The following is a 17,804-nucleotide window of genomic DNA, read 5'->3' on the forward strand; positions in this document are numbered from 1 at the left end:
TTTAATCCAATTGCCATTGCTAGGAACGAAGCAATCAGGAGCTATTTCCCGCTTTTCGTTGCAATATTTTTTATCGTGAAAAACGATAAAAAATGATTTTCACTTCACTCGGGGCTAGGGCTTTACGTTTTCTAAAACTATTTTGTTATTCAAATTACTTATTCAACCGTAATTCTAACATCATTTATCACAGGAATTGTATCTACTTCTTTAAAATAATCAATAAGAATATTTCGTAGTTTATAGTCTAAATCAAATTTCTGAACCCCTTTTTTAAAGAAATTCATATTGTCACCACCATTAGACAAATAATCATTGGTTCCTACGTAATAAATAGTCTCTTTTTGAACAGGTTTCCCTTGTACTAATATGTTTTTTGGAAGATTATTTTTGTCAATGGTAAAAGTTATTCCAGCCAGAGGATGTGGTTTTTTTTCGGCGATAAAATAATCGACCATTTCAAGAATTTGCTCACCTTTTAAAGCAATTACAACCAAACTATTTTCAAAAGGCATAATTTCAAAAGCCGTTCGTGCTGTTACATTTCCTTTTGGAAGTATGGAACGAATTCCCCCGCTATTGAGCAAACAAATATCAATGTTCTTTTTTTCTCTCGCTTGAAACACGGTGTTTCCTCTCATTAAGGTAACATCAGCCATCAAATTACCAATTGTAGTTTGCCATTTCCCAGTGCTTTTGTCTAATGTTTCCGGACAATACGCTAGAACGCTGTCTAAATCTTTATTGATGTGTTCTCTGTAAGGTTTGATAAAATTTTCAATTTGAGGGACTTGAATTTCCTTTTCGGTGATAGGAATTCGTTTGCCTTCTATCTTAGTAACGTAGTAATTTTGTTTGCTGCAGGAAGCAACAAAAAAAAATGTTAAGAATATAACAAAAAGTTTAGAAACATCGTTATACTTTTTTAGATTTACCATTTTAAATGCGACTTAATTAATTAATTTTGTAATCAAGTAAAAGTAATATGTTTTTGAATTATATAAAGGATTTTTTTGTAAAAAAAACATTAAAAAAAAGCTTTCAAAATTTAAAAAATATTGAGTCAGTTAATGTTGTAAAAACAATTGGTTTACTGGTTGATGCCACTCGTTTTGCTGAAACGGAATTATTAATTCAACAGCTCATAGCAAACGGAATTGCACCAGAAAATATAACAACAATTGTATACAGAGATAAACTTAAAAAAACAGTAGAGCGAACATATCCTGTATTTAATTCAGGAGATTTAAATTGGAATGGAGAAATTTCTTCTTCGGAAGTAAATGATTTTGTCACTGAAAAATTTGATTTGTTAATCAGTTATTACGACATAGAAAAAGCAATTTTATTAAAAATCACTCATATTTCAAAAGCGCAATTTAAAGTTGGTTTTTCATCAATAGACAAAAGACTAAATCATTTTATGATTAAAACAGATGTCGATAATTATACACTTTTTGTAAGTGAGCTATTCAAATATTTAAAAATATTAAACAAAATATAAATCTAATATGCAATCATTAATAGGTACTGGTGTTGCTCTTGTAACCCCGTTTAAAGAAGATTTTTCAATTGACACCGAAGCATTAAAAAGAATTGTGAATTTTTCAATCGACGGAGGAATTGAATATCTTGTAGTCTTGGGTACAACTGCCGAAAATGCAACATTGTCTCCAGACGAAAAAGAATTAGTTATTAGTACCGTAATCGAAGCTAATAATGGAAGTTTGCCATTGGTGCTTGGAGTAGGAGGAAACAATACTTTAAGAGTAGTAGAAGAGTTGAAAACAAGAGATTTGTCTGCATTTACAGCAATATTATCGGTTTCTCCGTATTATAATAAACCTACACAAGAAGGTATTTACCAACATTTTAAAGCTGTAGCCGAAGCATCTCCAATTCCGGTTATTTTATATAATGTTCCAGGAAGAACAGCCAGCAATATGTTGCCTTCAACCGTTATCCGTTTGGCTAATGATTTTGAAAATGTCGTAGCCATAAAAGAAGCTGCCGGTGATATTGTTCAAGCGATGCAATTGCTGAAAGATAAACCAAAAGATTTTCTGGTAATTTCTGGGGATGATATGATCGCTTTGCCAATGGTTTTAGCAGGAGGATCAGGTGTTATATCTGTAATTGGACAAGGTTTTCCTAAAGAATTTTCTGAAATGATTCGATTAGGGTTGAATCGTAAAGTGGACGAAGCATTCAAATCACAATACCTTTTAGCAAATTGTATTGATATGATTTTTGAACAAGGAAATCCAGCAGGAATCAAACAAGTGTTTCTATCACTGGGAATTTCAGAAAACACAGTACGTTTACCATTAGTAAAAGTAGATGATTCATTAGCAGAAAGAATTGATCAATTTGTCAAAAAAGTCAATAAACAAGGATAAAAAAAGAGTCTTTTTTTAAACAAAAAATATATTTTGAAGTCGCTAAATTAATAACTAAATTTGCCACCGAAACTTCGGTATGATTTTATGGGTTGTTTCAACCAAGAAATCATAAAAAAAGTAAAAAAATGAAAAAAATAATATCTCTATTGCTTCTTGTAGCTTTATTCAGTTCTTGTAGTGAATACCAAAAAGCATTAAAAACCGAAGATGTCGCTGTTAAATTTGAAATGGCCACTAAATTATACGACGCAGAGAAATATTCTAAAGCGATTCGTATTTTTGAACAAATTGCTCCAGCGTACAGAGGGAAACCTCAAGCTGAAAAATTGTTTTATATGTTTGCTCAATCGTATTACAAAACAAAACAATATTACTTGGCAGGATATCAATTTGAGAGTTTTGTTTCAGGATATCCAAAAAGTGAAAAACTGGAAGAAGCAGCTTATTTGGGAGCAAAAAGCTATTCTATGTTATCGCCAGTTTACAGTTTAGATCAAACGGATACTACTAAAGCATTAGATAAGTTACAAACATTTATTGATAATAATCCTAATTCTCAGTACTTGGCAGAAGCAAATGCAACTGTAAAAGTTTTGAGCGAGAAAATAGAACAAAAGGTTTTCGAGAATGCTAAAGGATACAATACGATTTCGGATTATAAATCAGCAATTGTTGCTTTAGACAATTTTGTAGCAGATTATCCGGGAACTCCATTCAAAGAAGATGCTTTATATTACAAGTTAGATTCAGCCTATCAATTGGCAATTAATAGTATTCCATCAAAAATGGAAGACCGATTGAATGTTGCAAAAGCCGCTCAATTGAACTTGATTAAATTTAAAGCGGATACTAAATACAAGCAAGTAGCAAACGAAATGTTAGCTCGAATAGACAAAGATTTACAACAATTTAATAAATAAAGTCATGGATTTAAAGAAGACGAATGCTCCAGTAAATACAATAACATACAACAAAACTGTTATTGAAGAACCTACTGGTAATGTGTATGAAGCGATAACCATTATGGCTAAAAGAGCAAACCAAATCAATTCTGAAATTAAAAAAGAATTGACTGAGAAATTGGAAGAATTTGCTACATATAATGACAGTCTTGAAGAAGTTTTTGAAAACAAAGAGCAAATTGAGGTTTCAAAATTTTACGAAAAACTACCTAAGCCACACGCTTTAGCAGTTCAAGAATGGTTAGACGGAAAAATCTACCACAGAGATTCAAATAAATAATAGTTACTATGTCAGTTTTAAGCGGTAAGAAAATTCTACTTGGAGTTTCTGGTGGAATTGCAGCCTATAAAACAGCCACATTAGTACGACTTTTCATAAAAGCAGGTGCACATGTCCAAGTGATAATGACACCTGCTTCTAAGGATTTTGTAACTCCTCTTACGTTATCAACGTTATCCAAAAATCCTGTTCATTCCAGTTTTTATAATCAAGACGACGAGAATGAAAAATGGAATAATCATGTTGAATTAGCACTTTGGGCTGATTTGATGGTTATTGCTCCAGCAACTGCAAATACTTTGTCTAAAATGACAAATGGTACTTGTGATAATCTTCTGATTGCGGCTTATTTATCTGCAAAATGTCCAGTATATTTTGCTCCTGCAATGGATTTAGACATGTACAAACATCCTTCTACTATTGCTAATTTCTCTTCTCTGACTCAATTTGGTAATGTCATAATTCCTGCGGAAAGCGGTGAATTGGCAAGCGGATTATCCGGTGAAGGAAGAATGGCGGAACCTGAAAACATTATCGCTTTTCTGGAAGCAGATTTAAACAGTAAATTGCCTCTTAAAGGAAAAAAAATATTAATTACTGCCGGTCCCACATACGAAGCAATAGATCCTGTGCGTTTTATAGGAAATCATTCTTCGGGGAAAATGGGTTTTGATATAGCGATTAGCGCTGCAAATCTAGGTGCTTCGGTGATTTTGGTTTCGGGACCTACAAATTGTAAAGTTTCAAATCCATTGATAAATGTGATTAATGTTGTGTCTGCAGAAGAAATGTATGTGGCTTGTCATCAGTTTTATGCTGATGTGGATGTTGCGATTGCAGCTGCGGCCGTTGCAGATTATAAACCCAAGAATGTTGCGCATCAAAAAATAAAAAAAGCGGCTGATGATTTTACAATAGAACTCGAAAAAACGAAGGATATTTTAGCTTCTTTGGGTGAACAAAAGAAAAATCAGTTTTTGATAGGTTTTGCTTTAGAAACAGAAAATGAAATTGAAAATGCGACCTTGAAAATTCAGAAAAAAAACTTAGATTTGATTGTTTTAAATTCGCTTCAAGATCAAGGTGCTGGTTTTGGTAAAGCAACGAATAAAGTTACCTTTATTGATAAGTATTTCAATATTGAACCAATGGAATTGAAATCGAAAGAAGCTGTTGCTGATGATATTCTAGTAAAGGTGAAAGTACATTTTATGAAATAGGGTAACGGATTTGTAATACAAATGCAATTTTTGAATTATTGTTAACCGTTAAGAAACAATACAAATCTACAGATGAATAAAATAATTATTTTTTTTCTGCTTTTTACTTTTGGGCTTACACAAGCGCAACAATTAAACTGTACGGTAACGGTTGATTCACAAAAATTAAGTGTTACAAATCAGCAGGTTTTTAAAACATTGCAAACTTCAATAAGTGAGTTTGTAAATAAAACGGATTGGACCGGACAAGCTGTAAAGCAGAATGAAAAAATTAATTGTTCGATGTATATTACAGTTTCTTCAAACAATTCAGACCAATTTACTGCAACTATTCAAGTGCAATCTTCAAGACCTATTTTTAATTCTTCTTATTCCTCTCCAGTATTAAATTATAACGATAAAGACTTTAATTTTAGATATACTGAGTTTGAAAATCTAATTTTTAACCCAACTACATTCGATTCTAATTTAGTTTCAGTTTTGGCTTTTTACAGTTATATGATTTTAGGAATGGATGCAGATACTTTTGTTTCTGAATCGGGAAATTCTTATTTTGAAACAGCTCAAAACATCTCGAATGTCGCTCAACAAGGCGGTTCTAAAGGATGGAGTCAAGCTGATGGAAACCAAAATCGCTACTTTTTGATAAATGATATTTTATCCCCGGCATTCAAACAAATACGTCAAACTATGCTTGATTATCATACTGGTTTAGATGTAATGAACCAGGATTTAAAAGCATCTAAAGAAAAAATAAAAGGATCATTAATCGATTTGAGTAAACTAAATGCCTCGAGACCCAACGCATTTTTAACCCGCGTTTTTTTCGATGCTAAATCAGATGAAATAGTTTCTATATTTTCTGGCGGACCTAGTATTACAATCTCAGATTTAGTCGATAATCTGAATAAAATTTCTCCTTTGAATTCAAGTAAATGGATGCTGATGAAATATTAATTGATTTTCAATTTTTAGTTTCATTCAGCCTTACATCACAAAATAATATAGTAAATGATAACGTCACTTTCGATAAAAAACTATGCCTTAATAGAAAAATTGTCTATTGATTTTTCAAAAGGATTTTCAATAATTACAGGAGAAACCGGAGCTGGAAAATCGATAATATTAGGCGCAATAGGTTTGGTTTTAGGAAAAAGAGCCGACTTAACTTCTTTGAAAAATAAAGAAGAAAAGTGTGTCATTGAAGCTCATTTCGAAATTTCTAAATATAATTTGCTTCCTTTTTTTGAAGAAAATGATTTAGATTATGAAAATGACACCATAATTAGACGAGAAATTCTTCCTTCGGGAAAATCTAGGGCTTTTATAAATGACAGTCCTGTGAATCTTCAGGAATTGCAGGAATTGAGCTTATTCTTGATAGATATTCATTCGCAACAGCAAACTCAAGAACTTTCGGATGAAACTGTACAGTTCGAAATTATTGATGCAATTGCCAATAATAAAGAAACAATTCAGGAATATCAATCTCTTTTAAAAAGTTATAAATCGGATAAATCCAAATTAAATTCGCTGTTGAAAAGACAAAGCGAATCTAAGAAAGAGCAAGAATACAATACTTTTTTATTAGATGAATTAGTTGCTGCTCAATTAAAAGCTGGCGAGCAAGAATCTCTTGAGGCTGATTTTGAGAAGTTGAATAACGTTGAGATTATAAAAGAATCTATTGATAAATCTTTGGCTATTGCCAATGAAGAGCAAATAGGTGTCATGCATAATTTGAATGAAATTAAGGCTTCATTGCAAAAAATCGCGTCTTTTTCGACGGAATATCATTCTTTGTTAGAGAGAATTTCAAGCTTAACAATTGAGTTTGATGATATTTCAGATGAAATGAATCGCTGTTCAGAGAAACTGATTAATGATCCGGAGCAATTGGATTTAATCAGTCAAAAATTGCAAGTGATTTTTAATTTGCAAAAGAAACATCAGGTTTCCTCTGTGGAGGAATTACTGGAAATTCAAGCTAATCTGGAAAATTCAGTTTTAGCTTTAGGCAATATGGAAGAAGAAATTGCGGCACTGACGATTTCTATCGAACAAAAAACAGTTGAATTAGATGCTTTTTCGACTACAATTCATACGAATAGATTAGATTCGATTCCAGTTTTATCTCGAAAGTTGATTACCATTTTAGAAACTTTGGGAATGCCAAATGTTCGCTTTAATATTGACATTACTACTACTGAAACTTATTTTCAAAATGGAAAAGATGAGCTTCAGTTTTTATTCTCGGCTAATAAAGGAACTGATTTTGGTTTATTGAAAAAAGTGGCTTCCGGTGGAGAAATGTCAAGGATTATGCTTGCTGTTAAGGCGATATTGGCACAATATTCAAAATTACCAACCTTAATTTTTGATGAAATTGATACTGGTGTTTCCGGAGAAATCGCCATTAGGATGGGGGAAATCATGAAAGAGATGAGTCAGGAAATGCAAATTTTTGCCATTACCCATTTACCTCAAATTGCAGCAAAAGGAAATGCACATTTCAAAGTGTTTAAATCAACTGTTGGCGAAGACACACTGTCTGAATTGAAGTTGTTAAATGGAGAGGAAAGACTGGTTGAAATTGCTCAAATGTTATCTGGAACTGTTGTTTCTGATTCGGCCTTAAATCATGCTAAAGCCTTGCTGAACTAATTTTTTACTTTATATTTGTTTCCTTTAAAAGCAAGTCTTTTGCAGCAGCGATAAAACGATTACACGAATAAATAAAAAACGAATAACCAAGAATATGATTATAGAACCTAGAATGAGAGGATTTATTTGTACGACATCTCACCCAAAAGGATGCGAACAAAATGTTAAAAATCAAATAGAATATATTAAATCAAAAGGACCTATAAACGGGGCTAAAAAAGTTTTGGTAATTGGAGCTTCAACCGGATTTGGTTTGGCTTCAAGAATTACAAGTGCTTTTGGTTCTGATGCAGGAACTATTGGTGTATTTTTTGAAAAACCTCCAACAGAAGGTAAAACAGCTTCTCCAGGTTGGTATAATTCTGCAGCTTTTGAAACTGAAGCGCATAAAGCGGGTTTATATGCAAAAAGTATCAATGGAGATGCGTTTTCAAATGAAGTAAAGCAACAAACATTAGATCTTATAAAAGCTGATTTAGGGCAAGTAGACTTAGTAATCTACAGTTTGGCTTCTCCTGTTCGTATGCATCCGGTTACTGGAGTTTTGCATCGCTCAGTATTGAAACCTATCGGAGGAACTTTTACCAATAAAACAGTTGATTTCCATTCTGGTAAAGTTTCAGAAATTTCAATTGAGCCTTGTAGTGGTGACGATATTGAAAATACTATTGCCGTAATGGGTGGTGAAGATTGGGCGATGTGGATTGATGCTTTAAAAGCTCAAAATCTACTGGCTCCAGGGGCTACAACTGTTGCTTATTCTTATATTGGGCCATCATTGACTGAAGCCGTTTATAGAAAAGGTACAATTGGTCGTGCTAAAGATCATCTTGAAGCGACAGCATTTGCTATCACTGACAGTTTAGCTGCTATTGATGGTAAAGCATTCGTTTCGGTAAATAAAGCATTGGTTACACAAGCAAGTTCGGCCATTCCGGTTATTCCATTGTATATTTCTTTGTTGTATAAAATAATGAAAGAAGAAGGAATTCACGAAGGGTGCATCGAACAAATTCAACGTTTGTACCAAGAAAGATTATATACTGGAAATGAAGTTCCAGTTGATGAAAAAGGAAGAATCCGTATTGACGATTTAGAAATGCGTCCTGATGTTCAAGAGAAAGTAGCTAAATTATGGATTGAAGCTGTAACTGAAAATTTATCTGAAATAGGGGATTTAGAAGGTTACAGAAAAGATTTTTACAATCTATTTGGCTTTGACGTAGCAGGAGTAGATTATAAAGCAGATGCTAACGAACTGGTAAACATCGAAAGTATTGCTTAATCCCAATTACTAAATTAAATATTTATAAAACCATCAATTAATAGTTGATGGTTTTTTTATGGATAAAGATTATATTTGTTAAAATTTTTTGAGCCTAAAAAAGATCTTTAATACCACAGTCATAATTTATGTTATTTTCCCTAATTATACCAGTTTACAATCGCCCGGATGAAGTTGATGAACTTTTAGAGAGCTTGTCTCATTCAACGTTTAACGAAATTTTTGAAATTGTTCTTATTGAAGATGGCTCTTCCATAGTTTGCAAAGATGTAGCTCAAAAATATGGTGACAGATTGGATATTTCATACTACTACAAAGAAAATTCTGGGCCTGGGGATTCCAGAAATTACGGAATGAAAAAAGCCAGAGGTGATTATTTTATCATTTTCGATTCGGATTGTATTATTCCAAAAGAATATTTATCAGAGGTTGATAAAGCTTTAAAACAGAATTATGTAGATTGTTTTGGTGGGCCAGATAAGGCTTTAGACAGTTTTTCGGATATACAAAAAGCAATTAATTTTGCGATGACTTCTTTTTTGACCACGGGAGGAATCAGAGGTGGTTCTGAAAAAATAGATAAGTTTCAGCCAAGAAGTTTTAATATGGGATTGTCTCGTAAAGCTTTTGAAGCATCAAAAGGTTTTGGAAATATTCATCCCGGTGAAGATCCAGATTTGTCAATTAGACTGTGGAATTTAGGTTTTGAGACTAAACTGTTTCCTAATGCATTTGTATATCACAAGAGAAGAATTGATTGGGATAAGTTTTCTATTCAGGTAAATAAATTTGGAAAAGCACGACCAATTCTAAATAGTTGGTATCCTAAATACAATAAGCTTACTTTTTTCTTTCCTTCGGTATTTATAATTGGATTTTTTATTTCCTTTTTATTGATGTTGATTTTTAATTTTGATTTACTGCTTCAATTGTATTTTGCTTACTTTTTGGTACTGTTTTTGGTGTCTTCTTATCAAAATAAAAGCTTAAAAATAGGGTATTTATCATTGATAGCTGTTTGGAAACAATTTTACGGTTACGGAACTGGTTTTATTGTATCCTTTTTTAAAATTATCATTTTGAAGCAAAAGCCTCAAGAAGCTTTCCCTGAATTATTTTTCAAAGTTTAATATGACAAAAATAATTGGTTTAACTGGCGGTATCGGAAGTGGGAAAACCACCATTGCAAATTATTTTAAATCATTTGGCATTCCAGTGTACATTGCTGATGACGAAGCCAGAAAAATCATGCAATCTGTAGAGATTATTAGCGCTATTAAAAACGTATTTGGGGATGAAGTCTTTGAAAATGAGAAGTTGAACAGAGAAGAATTAGCCAAAATTGTTTTTAATAACCCCGAAAAATTAGAAAAACTTAACAATATTGTTCATCCTGCTGTAAAAAAACATTTTGAGCAATGGCTTTTACAACATACTACAGCTCCTTATGTTATTTACGAAGCTGCAATTTTATTTGAAAGTGGAAGTTATAAAAACTGTGATTTGATTATAACTGTCACAGCACCAATAGAATCAAGGATCAAGAGAGTTGTTGAACGTGATAAAACGACACGCGAACTTGTTTTGAAAAGAATAAATGCACAATGGACTGATGAACAACGTATCTCAAAAAGCGATTTCATCATAGAAAATACTTCTATGGAAACTACAAAATTAGAAGTTGTTAAAATTCTTAAAATTTTAAAGATTAAACAAAATGTGGTATAGGTGTTAATGTTTGGTTAATCTATTATTTAATATATTGTTAAAATACTAAATTTGTTTCGATGAATAAACTTTTTTTTAGATTACTTGTTTTATTGATGAGCCTGTCCTTAATAGGGATAATTCTTGTTCAAGTGTATTGGTTTAATACTTCATTCAAAAACAATGATGAGCAGTTTAAATTCCATGTTAAGCAAGTAATTGGTAATGTGGCAGATAAGATTCAAAAGCAAGAAACATATAGTTTTTATGATAAAATAAATCATTATAAAGACAGTACCGGAAAAGTGCCTGAAAAGGATGATATATTAGAGTTTTATTATGTTCAAAAAAATCCAAGAACAAATAAAACAATTATATATTCTAACAGTATAATTTCTGAAGATTATAATATTTCACCAACGTTCTTTGATAAAAAATTTGATAGTGAAAAATTTAAAAGCTTTAGTTCCAAAAGGGTAACTGAAGTTTATAATAATAATTCGATGGATAAATCAGGAGTGAGTCAAAGTTTGATTCCTGATGTTAGAATTGAAAAATCAGGTAATCTTGATATTTTGGATGACGCTCTTTTTGAAATTTCCGCGAAGGATGTTTTGTCTGCAATGCCGCTCGAAGAACGCGTTACCAGTGATGTTTTACAGAAACTGATTAAAAAAGAATTAGGAGAATATGGTATTGAAACAAGATTTGAGTTTGGTATTTACAGCAATAATTTAGCGACCAAAATTAAATCAAATGCCTTTAAATATGATAAAGAAGCAACGTATTCAATTCCTATTTTTACTGATAATGAAGGAAATAGTAAATACCAATTGCTGGTTACATTTCCGCTCAAAAAGAAATTTTTATTGTCAGAACTCGTTAGTATAACTGTTCTTTCTATTGTTTTTACGCTGATTATTTTAATTGCCTATACAAGTGCATTGAATCAATTAATTCGTCAACGTCAAATTTCTGAAATCAAAAATGATTTCATTAATAATATGACACATGAATTTAAAACGCCAATTGCAACTATCAATTTAGCTTTGGATGCGATTAGAAATCCAAAAATAATAGATGACAAAGAGAAGGTTTTGCGATACCTTCAAATGATTAAGGATGAAAATAAACGCATGCATGCACAAGTAGAAAATGTGCTTCGAATTTCTAAATTAGAAAAGAAAGAATTAGATATTACTAAGGAATCAAATAATATTCATGAAATTATTGAAGATGCAATAGATCATGTGAATTTGATTTTAGAAGACAGGCAAGGAACAATTACGTGCCATTTTAAAGCCATTAGAACCACAGTTTTAATCAATGATGTTCATTTTACCAATGTCATTGTGAATATTTTAGAAAACGCGATAAAATACTCGCCTAATGTTCCTGAAATTGAAATTTTCACTGAAAATATCAAAGATATGGTCATTATTAAAGTGAAAGATAGTGGTTTGGGAATGAGTAAAATAGCTCAAAAAAGAATTTTCGAAAAATTCTATAGAGAACATACCGGAGACATTCATAATGTTAAAGGGCACGGTTTAGGATTAGCTTACGTAAAAAGAATTGTTGACGACCATAACGGTCAAGTATATGTTGAAAGTGAAAAGGGAAAAGGGAGTACCTTCATAATAAAATTACCATTAATAAATTAGAATATGGAAAATGTAAATAAAAAAATACTTCTAGTCGAAGATGACCTTAATTTTGGTGCAGTTTTAAAAGATTATTTAATGCTAAATGATTTTGATGTTACTTTAGCCAAAAACGGAATGGAAGGATTCGAAAAATTCAAAAAGGATACTTATGATTTATGTATTCTGGATGTAATGATGCCTTACAAAGATGGTTATACTTTGGCAAAAGAAATCAGAGAAAAAAATAATGAAGTGCCAATTATATTCTTGACAGCAAAATCTATGAAAGAAGATGTGTTGAAAGGGTATAAAGCAGGTGCTGACGATTACTTGAATAAACCTTTTGATTCTGAAGTATTGTTGATGAAAATCAAGGCAATAATCCAAAGAAAATCATCGGATACTAAAGCAGAACAAGTACAATTTGAATTTAATATTGGTAAATTTCATTTGAATTCAAAACTTCGTTTTTTAACTTTTAATAATGATGAACCAATAAAGTTATCTCCGAAAGAGAATGAATTATTGAAAATGTTGATTCTTCACGAAAATGACTTGATGCCAAGAGAATTGGCCTTGACAAAAATTTGGAGAGATGATAACTATTTTACTTCAAGAAGTATGGATGTGTACATCGCTAAGTTGAGAAAATATTTGAAACTTGATGAGGATGTAGAAATTTTAAATATCCACGGAGAAGGATTCAGATTAGTGGTTAAGAATAAAGTAGCAGAATAAATAGATAAGCCTCAAGAAATTGAGGCTTTTTTTTGTAGCAAAAGTAGGTGTTCTATTTCCAGTTCAATTGTAAAGCAAAACTCGTCTTATCATCTTTTGTAATGCTAAAAACTGTTTCGCTCTCAGAAATACTTTCATGAATAATCACTTTATCTTTTAGTGATAATTCCTTTAAGAAATTCATTTCAAAACTTTCAATTTTTTGTTTCAGGATTAATTGTTCATCTACCAAATCCAAGCACCATTCCAGATATTTGACATTATTGACATGATTCACAATGTCTAAATCAGATAAAAACACACTTTTTTCGAAAACTATTTCTTTCTCATGATTGAAATTGATTTTAGAAAAACCCTCTAGCGTAGCTCTTTTTTCGGGATATAATTCAAAATGTTCAAACGGCAAAGCCAATCCTTCCGGACGACGTTTTTTAGTGTTAAATACAGCCCAGAAAGTCTCAGAACCCACAATTTTTTCTCCATTTACGTGCATTTCAAGTGCTCGTACTGAACGTGAGTTTTCTAAGGAATTGATCCATGTTTTTACGGTTACAGTATCTCCCCATTTTGGTAATTTAGTGACTTCAACACGCATTCTGCTCAAAACCCATGCTTGGTCGAACTCCTGCATATCAGTAAAACTAATGCCACCAGTTTCTGAATGTGCAGCAGCAGTTAACTGCAAGATATTACACAAATCAGTGTATTTTAAAAATCCATTTGGTGCGCATTGTGTAAAATTGATTTCCCAATCTTTGCTTAAAACTGAAGTGAAATTTGGAGAGATAGGCATATAAATAATTATGAATTATGAATTTGTATTCTTAGATATAAGATGTATTGTTTTATTTTTTTGAATTGATGTAATCCACAATAGTTTCATACGGAGTTTCAAAATCAAACCATTTCGTATTTTCATTTCTTTTGAACCAAGTCAATTGACGTTTTGAAAATCGTCGCGTGTTTTTCTTTATTTCTTCGATGGCAAATTCCAATGAAATTTCTCTGTCAAAATAGCTGAATAATTCTCTGTAACCAACGGTTTGCAGTGCATTCAAATCTTTATTTGGGAATAATTTTTTTGCTTCAGCCTGAAGTCCTTCATTCATCATAATATCAACGCGTTGATTGATTCGGTTGTAAATGATTTTTCTGTCGGCTTCCAGACCAATTAAAATAGGAGTGAAGTTTCGACTGTTTTTTTTCAGGTTTAAAAAAGAAGAATACGGTTTCCCGGCACCAATACACACTTCTACGAAACGCATCATTCGTTGAGGATTTTGCAAGGTTTGTGGATTTTCGATAGTCAAGCTTTTATAATAATCTGGATCTAAAACTTCGAGTTTTTGTTGCAAATATCCAATTCCCAGTTTTTCATAATTCGTATTTATTTCAGTTCGGACTGAAGTGTCTATTTCTGGAAATTCATCAAAACCTTTTAAAATTGCATCAACATACAATCCGGAACCACCAACTAAAATGGCGTAATCATTGGTCAAAAATAATTCGTCAAGTTTAGCAATAGCCTCTTTCTCGAAATCACCAACAGTATAATTTTCGAATACGGATTTGTTTTGTATAAAATGATGGGTAGCCGCTGCTAATTCGGCTTTGTTTGGTACAGCTGTTCCAATGGTCATTTCCTTGAAAAACTGCCGGCTGTCACAGGAAATAATATCACATTTAAAATAATTAGCTAATACAATACTCAGGGAAGTTTTGCCTATGGCTGTGGGTCCGATAATGGTGATTAAGTATTTCATGTTTTTTAGCCCAGATGGAAACGAAAACCCCGGAGTTATGAAAGTTAGTTTTTCTTGGTGTAAAAGAGCGACTCCCGAAGTCTCGGGATAAGCTCCTTTTATGCCTTAGAAAAACAACTGGAATAACGAGGAGTTAAAGTGTACAGCTGGAATTGCTTCAAATTAATATTATTTTAAATCCTTACCGCAATGATAGCAGTATTTTGCATTATGTTCATGTCCCTCGGTACCACAATTAGCACACGGATCAATTCTTTCTTCTGTTGGTTTTTTGCGATTATTGTTTGCAAATTCAGCAGAAACAATTCCTGTAGGAACGGCAATGATTCCGTAACCCATTATCATTACTATCGAAGCAATGGCCTGACCTAGCGGGGTTATGGGCGAAATATCTCCATATCCTACTGTTGTGAGTGTCACGATGGTCCAATAAATACTGATGGGAATACTGGTGAAACCGCCCTCTTTTCCTTCGACAATATACATTATAGAACCTATGAGGATGCTGCTGATTAACATGAAATAAATGAAAATAAGTATTTTTCCTCGGCTGGCAATCAAGGCTTCTTTTAGATGAGTGGATTGACTTGAGAATTTTGGATGTTTTAAAATCTTAAATAATCGCAACAATCGTAAAGCTCTGACAACGGTTAAAACGCTGGTTCCAACAATAAACAAAGAGAAATACATGGGTAATGTTGCTATCAAATCAATTATACCATAGAAACTGAAAATGTATTTCAATGGCTTTTTGATCGATATAATTCTAAGAAGGTATTCTAAGGTGAAGAAAATGGTTATAATCCATTCTAATACTATGAGTTCATAATGGTATTTTGTATCAAAACCTTTGACCGTTTCGAGCATAACTATGATGACACTCAATAGAATAACGCCTAAAAGAATAAGGTCAAATAATCTTCCTGAAGCGGTATTAGTACCGTAAATTACGACATTAGTTCTATGTCTAAAAGTGTCAAATTTTGACTTTAATCTTTGCATAATTATGTTGTAATTATTAGCATGCGATTAGAATTTTACGATTTTCAACGTTTTGCTTTTTCGAACATGACCTTGAATAATATTGCGTACATCCCTATTGTTTTGCATCGGGATGATGATGTTTTTAAGAATTTCGATGTTGTTGATTTGATAATTTAAGTCATAGAAAGCATAGCCTTTATAGATTCCGTTTTCAATCAAAACAGCACTGCGTTCATTGATAGTTCTTCCTCGGTCAACCAATACCATATTTTGATTTTCGAAACTGTTTTTATCTATAAATCCCTGAACTCTTGCGTTATATTCTTCGGCAGAAACCTCGCCAATGCAAGCCCCGTCACATTCTTTTATGCTGTACTGAAAGCAGTTTGTTTTAGAAACATATAAACCGGTAAGTTTTTGGCACAAATTATAATGAGAAGTTATTCTGAACAACGCATTTTTGCCTTCTTGTAAAGAAGTAAATGAGGTGATTTCTTTCTTTCTACCATCCGCTTTTTGAAGTTTTAGGTTGAGATATCCATTTTTATCTTTTTCTGCGTATAAAGCCAATTGGAAAATACTTTTTCGCTGCGCTCTGTTATGTATGGGTTTGTTGATTTTTATTTCTTCACTTTCTTTCAATAAAGCAATCAATTCACTTCCGGTTTCATCATAGGTTACCGTGAAAACTTGGGCTTGTATTTTCTTGCATTTTGTGGAAGTTCCCGTAAAATGCTGATTGACACGTTTTTTTATGTTTCGGCTTTTGCCAATATAGATCAGATTTCCTTTTTCATTGTGAATGTAATAGATGCCTGTTTTAGCGGGTAAACTAGAAACAATATCCAGTAATTTTGGAGCGATTCCTTTTTCGATTTCAAGCTTTATAAAATCTTTTACAATTTCTTTTTCTAAATCTTTTTCTAAAAGAATTTTAAATAATTTCACTGTAGCCAAAGCATCACCACTGGCTCTGTGCCTATCTGCCATTGGGATTCCAAGAGCACGGACCAATTTCCCTAAACTATGGGAAGGTTGCTCAGGCAATAGTTTTTTTGATAATTCAACCGTACAAAGTGTTCTGGCTTCAAAATCATACCCTAATCGTCTGAATTCAGTTCGTAGTATTCTGTAATCAAAAGAGGCATTATGGGCTACAATAACACAGTCGTTTGTCATTTCAATGATGCGTTTCGCAACTTCAAAAAACTTGGGTGCCGATTGCAGCATGGCGTTATTAATACCAGTAAGTTTCACTACAAATGGCTGAATTGGAATTTCAGGATTTACCAAACTGATAAATTGATCCACCACCTCATGACCATCAAATTTATAGATAGCGATTTCAGTGATACCTTCTTCGTTGAATTGTCCTCCAGTGGTTTCTATGTCTAGTATTGCGTACAAATTTTTTGTTTAATGTTTAATGTCTCAAGTTACGAAACATCTGAAATTAAAAATCGTTAATCTGAAATCAAAAATCAAATTATCTTCCTCCAAAGATACTACTTCCAATTCGAACCATGGTGCTTCCGCATTCAATTGCAAGTTGATAATCGCCGGACATTCCCATAGAAAGAATGGTAAATTGTGAATTATGAATTGTGAGTTGATCAAAAATCGATTTCAAATGAGAGAATTCTTTCTTGATTTGATCTTTATTGTCTGTAAAAGTTGCCATTCCCATTAGTCCAACAATTCGAATATTTTTCATTTCCTCGAATTCACTTGAGGATAGGAGTGAAGCCAGTTCTTGCTCGTCAAGACCAAATTTAGTTTCTTCTTCGGCAATATGCATTTGTAATAAACAATCAATAATTCTGTTGTGTTTTAGTGCTTGTTTGTTGATTTCCTGTAGTAATTTCAAACTATCGACGCCATGAATCAAGCTCACAAATTGTGCCATAAATTTGACTTTATTTGTTTGAACGTGACCTATCATGTGCCATTGAATGTCTTTGGGCATTTGTTCCCATTTTTCGGACATTTCCTGGATTTTGTTTTCTCCAAAAATGCGTTGACCGGCTTCATAGGCTTCCATTAAATCCGAAACTGGTTTAGTTTTTGAAACCGCAACCAAGGTTACATGTTCCGGTAAAGTGGATTTTATTTGGAGTAAATTATTTTTTATTGACATTTTAATATTTTGATTT

At 32.4% G+C, this 17,804-nt stretch carries 18 protein-coding genes; 12 read left to right on the plus strand and 6 right to left on the minus strand.

Features of this window, described 5'->3' with window-relative positions; genetic code table 11:
• Window positions 1–158: 158 nt before the first annotated feature.
• Complete coding sequence (locus Q1W72_RS14940; RefSeq protein WP_302136104.1) at window positions 159–938, minus strand: 5'-nucleotidase C-terminal domain-containing protein; 780 nt, start codon at window positions 936–938, stop codon at window positions 159–161.
• A gap of 47 nt (window positions 939–985) precedes the next feature.
• Between Q1W72_RS14940 and Q1W72_RS14945 the strand changes: the two genes are divergently transcribed.
• The 12 genes from Q1W72_RS14945 to Q1W72_RS15000 all read left to right on the plus strand — a co-directional run bounded on the left by Q1W72_RS14945 (window position 986) and on the right by Q1W72_RS15000 (window position 12,904).
• Complete coding sequence (locus Q1W72_RS14945) at window positions 986–1,504, plus strand: hypothetical protein (protein ID WP_099715096.1); 519 nt, start codon at window positions 986–988, stop codon at window positions 1,502–1,504.
• Window positions 1,505–1,511: 7 nt separating this feature from the next.
• Entirely contained in the window at window positions 1,512–2,399 is an 888-nt protein-coding gene (dapA, locus tag Q1W72_RS14950) for a 4-hydroxy-tetrahydrodipicolinate synthase (protein WP_302136106.1), read from the plus strand.
• Window positions 2,400–2,527: 128 nt separating this feature from the next.
• Window positions 2,528–3,322, plus strand: a complete 795-nt coding sequence (locus tag Q1W72_RS14955) for an outer membrane protein assembly factor BamD (protein WP_099716309.1) — start codon at window positions 2,528–2,530, stop codon at window positions 3,320–3,322.
• A gap of 4 nt (window positions 3,323–3,326) precedes the next feature.
• Window positions 3,327–3,644: a DNA-directed RNA polymerase subunit omega gene (locus Q1W72_RS14960; RefSeq protein WP_026709525.1), complete on the plus strand. Its 318-nt coding sequence runs from the start codon at window positions 3,327–3,329 to the stop codon at window positions 3,642–3,644.
• 8 nt (window positions 3,645–3,652) lie between these two features.
• Complete coding sequence (gene coaBC / locus Q1W72_RS14965; RefSeq protein ID WP_302136117.1) at window positions 3,653–4,864, plus strand: bifunctional phosphopantothenoylcysteine decarboxylase/phosphopantothenate--cysteine ligase CoaBC; 1,212 nt, start codon at window positions 3,653–3,655, stop codon at window positions 4,862–4,864.
• Between the two features lie 72 nt (window positions 4,865–4,936).
• On the plus strand, window positions 4,937–5,821 hold the full coding sequence (locus Q1W72_RS14970) for a DUF4835 family protein (protein ID WP_302136120.1): 885 nt from the start codon (window positions 4,937–4,939) through the stop codon (window positions 5,819–5,821).
• Window positions 5,822–5,875: 54 nt separating this feature from the next.
• On the plus strand, window positions 5,876–7,528 hold the full coding sequence (gene recN, locus Q1W72_RS14975) for a DNA repair protein RecN (RefSeq protein ID WP_302136122.1): 1,653 nt from the start codon (window positions 5,876–5,878) through the stop codon (window positions 7,526–7,528).
• A 94-nt stretch (window positions 7,529–7,622) separates the two neighbouring features.
• Entirely contained in the window at window positions 7,623–8,813 is a 1,191-nt protein-coding gene (gene fabV, locus Q1W72_RS14980; RefSeq protein ID WP_302136124.1) for an enoyl-ACP reductase FabV, read from the plus strand.
• Window positions 8,814–8,941: 128 nt separating this feature from the next.
• The gene (locus tag Q1W72_RS14985) at window positions 8,942–9,943 is read left to right on the plus strand and encodes a glycosyltransferase family 2 protein (RefSeq protein ID WP_302136126.1); all 1,002 of its coding nucleotides are present in this window, start codon (window positions 8,942–8,944) and stop codon (window positions 9,941–9,943) included.
• A gap of 1 nt (window position 9,944) precedes the next feature.
• Complete coding sequence (coaE, locus tag Q1W72_RS14990) at window positions 9,945–10,541, plus strand: dephospho-CoA kinase (RefSeq protein WP_302136127.1); 597 nt, start codon at window positions 9,945–9,947, stop codon at window positions 10,539–10,541.
• 59 nt (window positions 10,542–10,600) lie between these two features.
• Window positions 10,601–12,184: a sensor histidine kinase KdpD gene (locus Q1W72_RS14995; protein WP_099715104.1), complete on the plus strand. Its 1,584-nt coding sequence runs from the start codon at window positions 10,601–10,603 to the stop codon at window positions 12,182–12,184.
• A 3-nt stretch (window positions 12,185–12,187) separates the two neighbouring features.
• Entirely contained in the window at window positions 12,188–12,904 is a 717-nt protein-coding gene (locus Q1W72_RS15000) for a response regulator transcription factor (RefSeq protein WP_099715105.1), read from the plus strand.
• A 52-nt stretch (window positions 12,905–12,956) separates the two neighbouring features.
• Here the strand turns inward: Q1W72_RS15000 and Q1W72_RS15005 are convergent, their stop codons facing one another.
• The 5 genes from Q1W72_RS15005 to Q1W72_RS15025 form a co-directional block, all read right to left on the minus strand.
• On the minus strand, window positions 12,957–13,697 hold the full coding sequence (locus Q1W72_RS15005) for an acyl-[acyl-carrier-protein] thioesterase (RefSeq protein ID WP_302136131.1): 741 nt from the start codon (window positions 13,695–13,697) through the stop codon (window positions 12,957–12,959).
• A 52-nt stretch (window positions 13,698–13,749) separates the two neighbouring features.
• On the minus strand, window positions 13,750–14,667 hold the full coding sequence (gene miaA / locus Q1W72_RS15010; protein WP_302136133.1) for a tRNA (adenosine(37)-N6)-dimethylallyltransferase MiaA: 918 nt from the start codon (window positions 14,665–14,667) through the stop codon (window positions 13,750–13,752).
• Between the two features lie 168 nt (window positions 14,668–14,835).
• Window positions 14,836–15,669, minus strand: coding sequence for an ion transporter (locus tag Q1W72_RS15015; RefSeq protein ID WP_302136135.1), 834 nt, complete (start codon window positions 15,667–15,669; stop codon window positions 14,836–14,838).
• 27 nt (window positions 15,670–15,696) lie between these two features.
• Window positions 15,697–17,058, minus strand: coding sequence for an exonuclease domain-containing protein (locus Q1W72_RS15020; protein ID WP_099715109.1), 1,362 nt, complete (start codon window positions 17,056–17,058; stop codon window positions 15,697–15,699).
• 79 nt (window positions 17,059–17,137) lie between these two features.
• Entirely contained in the window at window positions 17,138–17,788 is a 651-nt protein-coding gene (locus tag Q1W72_RS15025) for a YggS family pyridoxal phosphate-dependent enzyme (protein WP_121342350.1), read from the minus strand.
• Window positions 17,789–17,804: the final 16 nt, after the last annotated feature.

It is taken from the genome of Flavobacterium sp. ZE23DGlu08, assembly GCF_030505335.1.
GTDB lineage: Bacteria > Bacteroidota > Bacteroidia > Flavobacteriales > Flavobacteriaceae > Flavobacterium > Flavobacterium algoritolerans.

Coding starts and splice junctions, on each gene's coding strand:
- Q1W72_RS14940 (WP_302136104.1), bottom strand. CDS start 938: ATGGTAAATCTAAAAAAGTATAACGATGTTTCTAAACTTTTTGTTATA.
- Q1W72_RS14945 (WP_099715096.1), top strand. CDS start 986: ATGTTTTTGAATTATATAAAGGATTTTTTTGTAAAAAAAACATTAAAA.
- dapA (WP_302136106.1), top strand. CDS start 1,512: ATGCAATCATTAATAGGTACTGGTGTTGCTCTTGTAACCCCGTTTAAA.
- Q1W72_RS14955 (WP_099716309.1), top strand. CDS start 2,528: ATGAAAAAAATAATATCTCTATTGCTTCTTGTAGCTTTATTCAGTTCT.
- Q1W72_RS14960 (WP_026709525.1), top strand. CDS start 3,327: ATGGATTTAAAGAAGACGAATGCTCCAGTAAATACAATAACATACAAC.
- coaBC (WP_302136117.1), top strand. CDS start 3,653: ATGTCAGTTTTAAGCGGTAAGAAAATTCTACTTGGAGTTTCTGGTGGA.
- Q1W72_RS14970 (WP_302136120.1), top strand. CDS start 4,937: ATGAATAAAATAATTATTTTTTTTCTGCTTTTTACTTTTGGGCTTACA.
- recN (WP_302136122.1), top strand. CDS start 5,876: ATGATAACGTCACTTTCGATAAAAAACTATGCCTTAATAGAAAAATTG.
- fabV (WP_302136124.1), top strand. CDS start 7,623: ATGATTATAGAACCTAGAATGAGAGGATTTATTTGTACGACATCTCAC.
- Q1W72_RS14985 (WP_302136126.1), top strand. CDS start 8,942: ATGTTATTTTCCCTAATTATACCAGTTTACAATCGCCCGGATGAAGTT.
- coaE (WP_302136127.1), top strand. CDS start 9,945: ATGACAAAAATAATTGGTTTAACTGGCGGTATCGGAAGTGGGAAAACC.
- Q1W72_RS14995 (WP_099715104.1), top strand. CDS start 10,601: ATGAATAAACTTTTTTTTAGATTACTTGTTTTATTGATGAGCCTGTCC.
- Q1W72_RS15000 (WP_099715105.1), top strand. CDS start 12,188: ATGGAAAATGTAAATAAAAAAATACTTCTAGTCGAAGATGACCTTAAT.
- Q1W72_RS15005 (WP_302136131.1), bottom strand. CDS start 13,697: ATGCCTATCTCTCCAAATTTCACTTCAGTTTTAAGCAAAGATTGGGAA.
- miaA (WP_302136133.1), bottom strand. CDS start 14,667: ATGAAATACTTAATCACCATTATCGGACCCACAGCCATAGGCAAAACT.
- Q1W72_RS15015 (WP_302136135.1), bottom strand. CDS start 15,669: ATGCAAAGATTAAAGTCAAAATTTGACACTTTTAGACATAGAACTAAT.
- Q1W72_RS15025 (WP_121342350.1), bottom strand. CDS start 17,788: ATGTCAATAAAAAATAATTTACTCCAAATAAAATCCACTTTACCGGAA.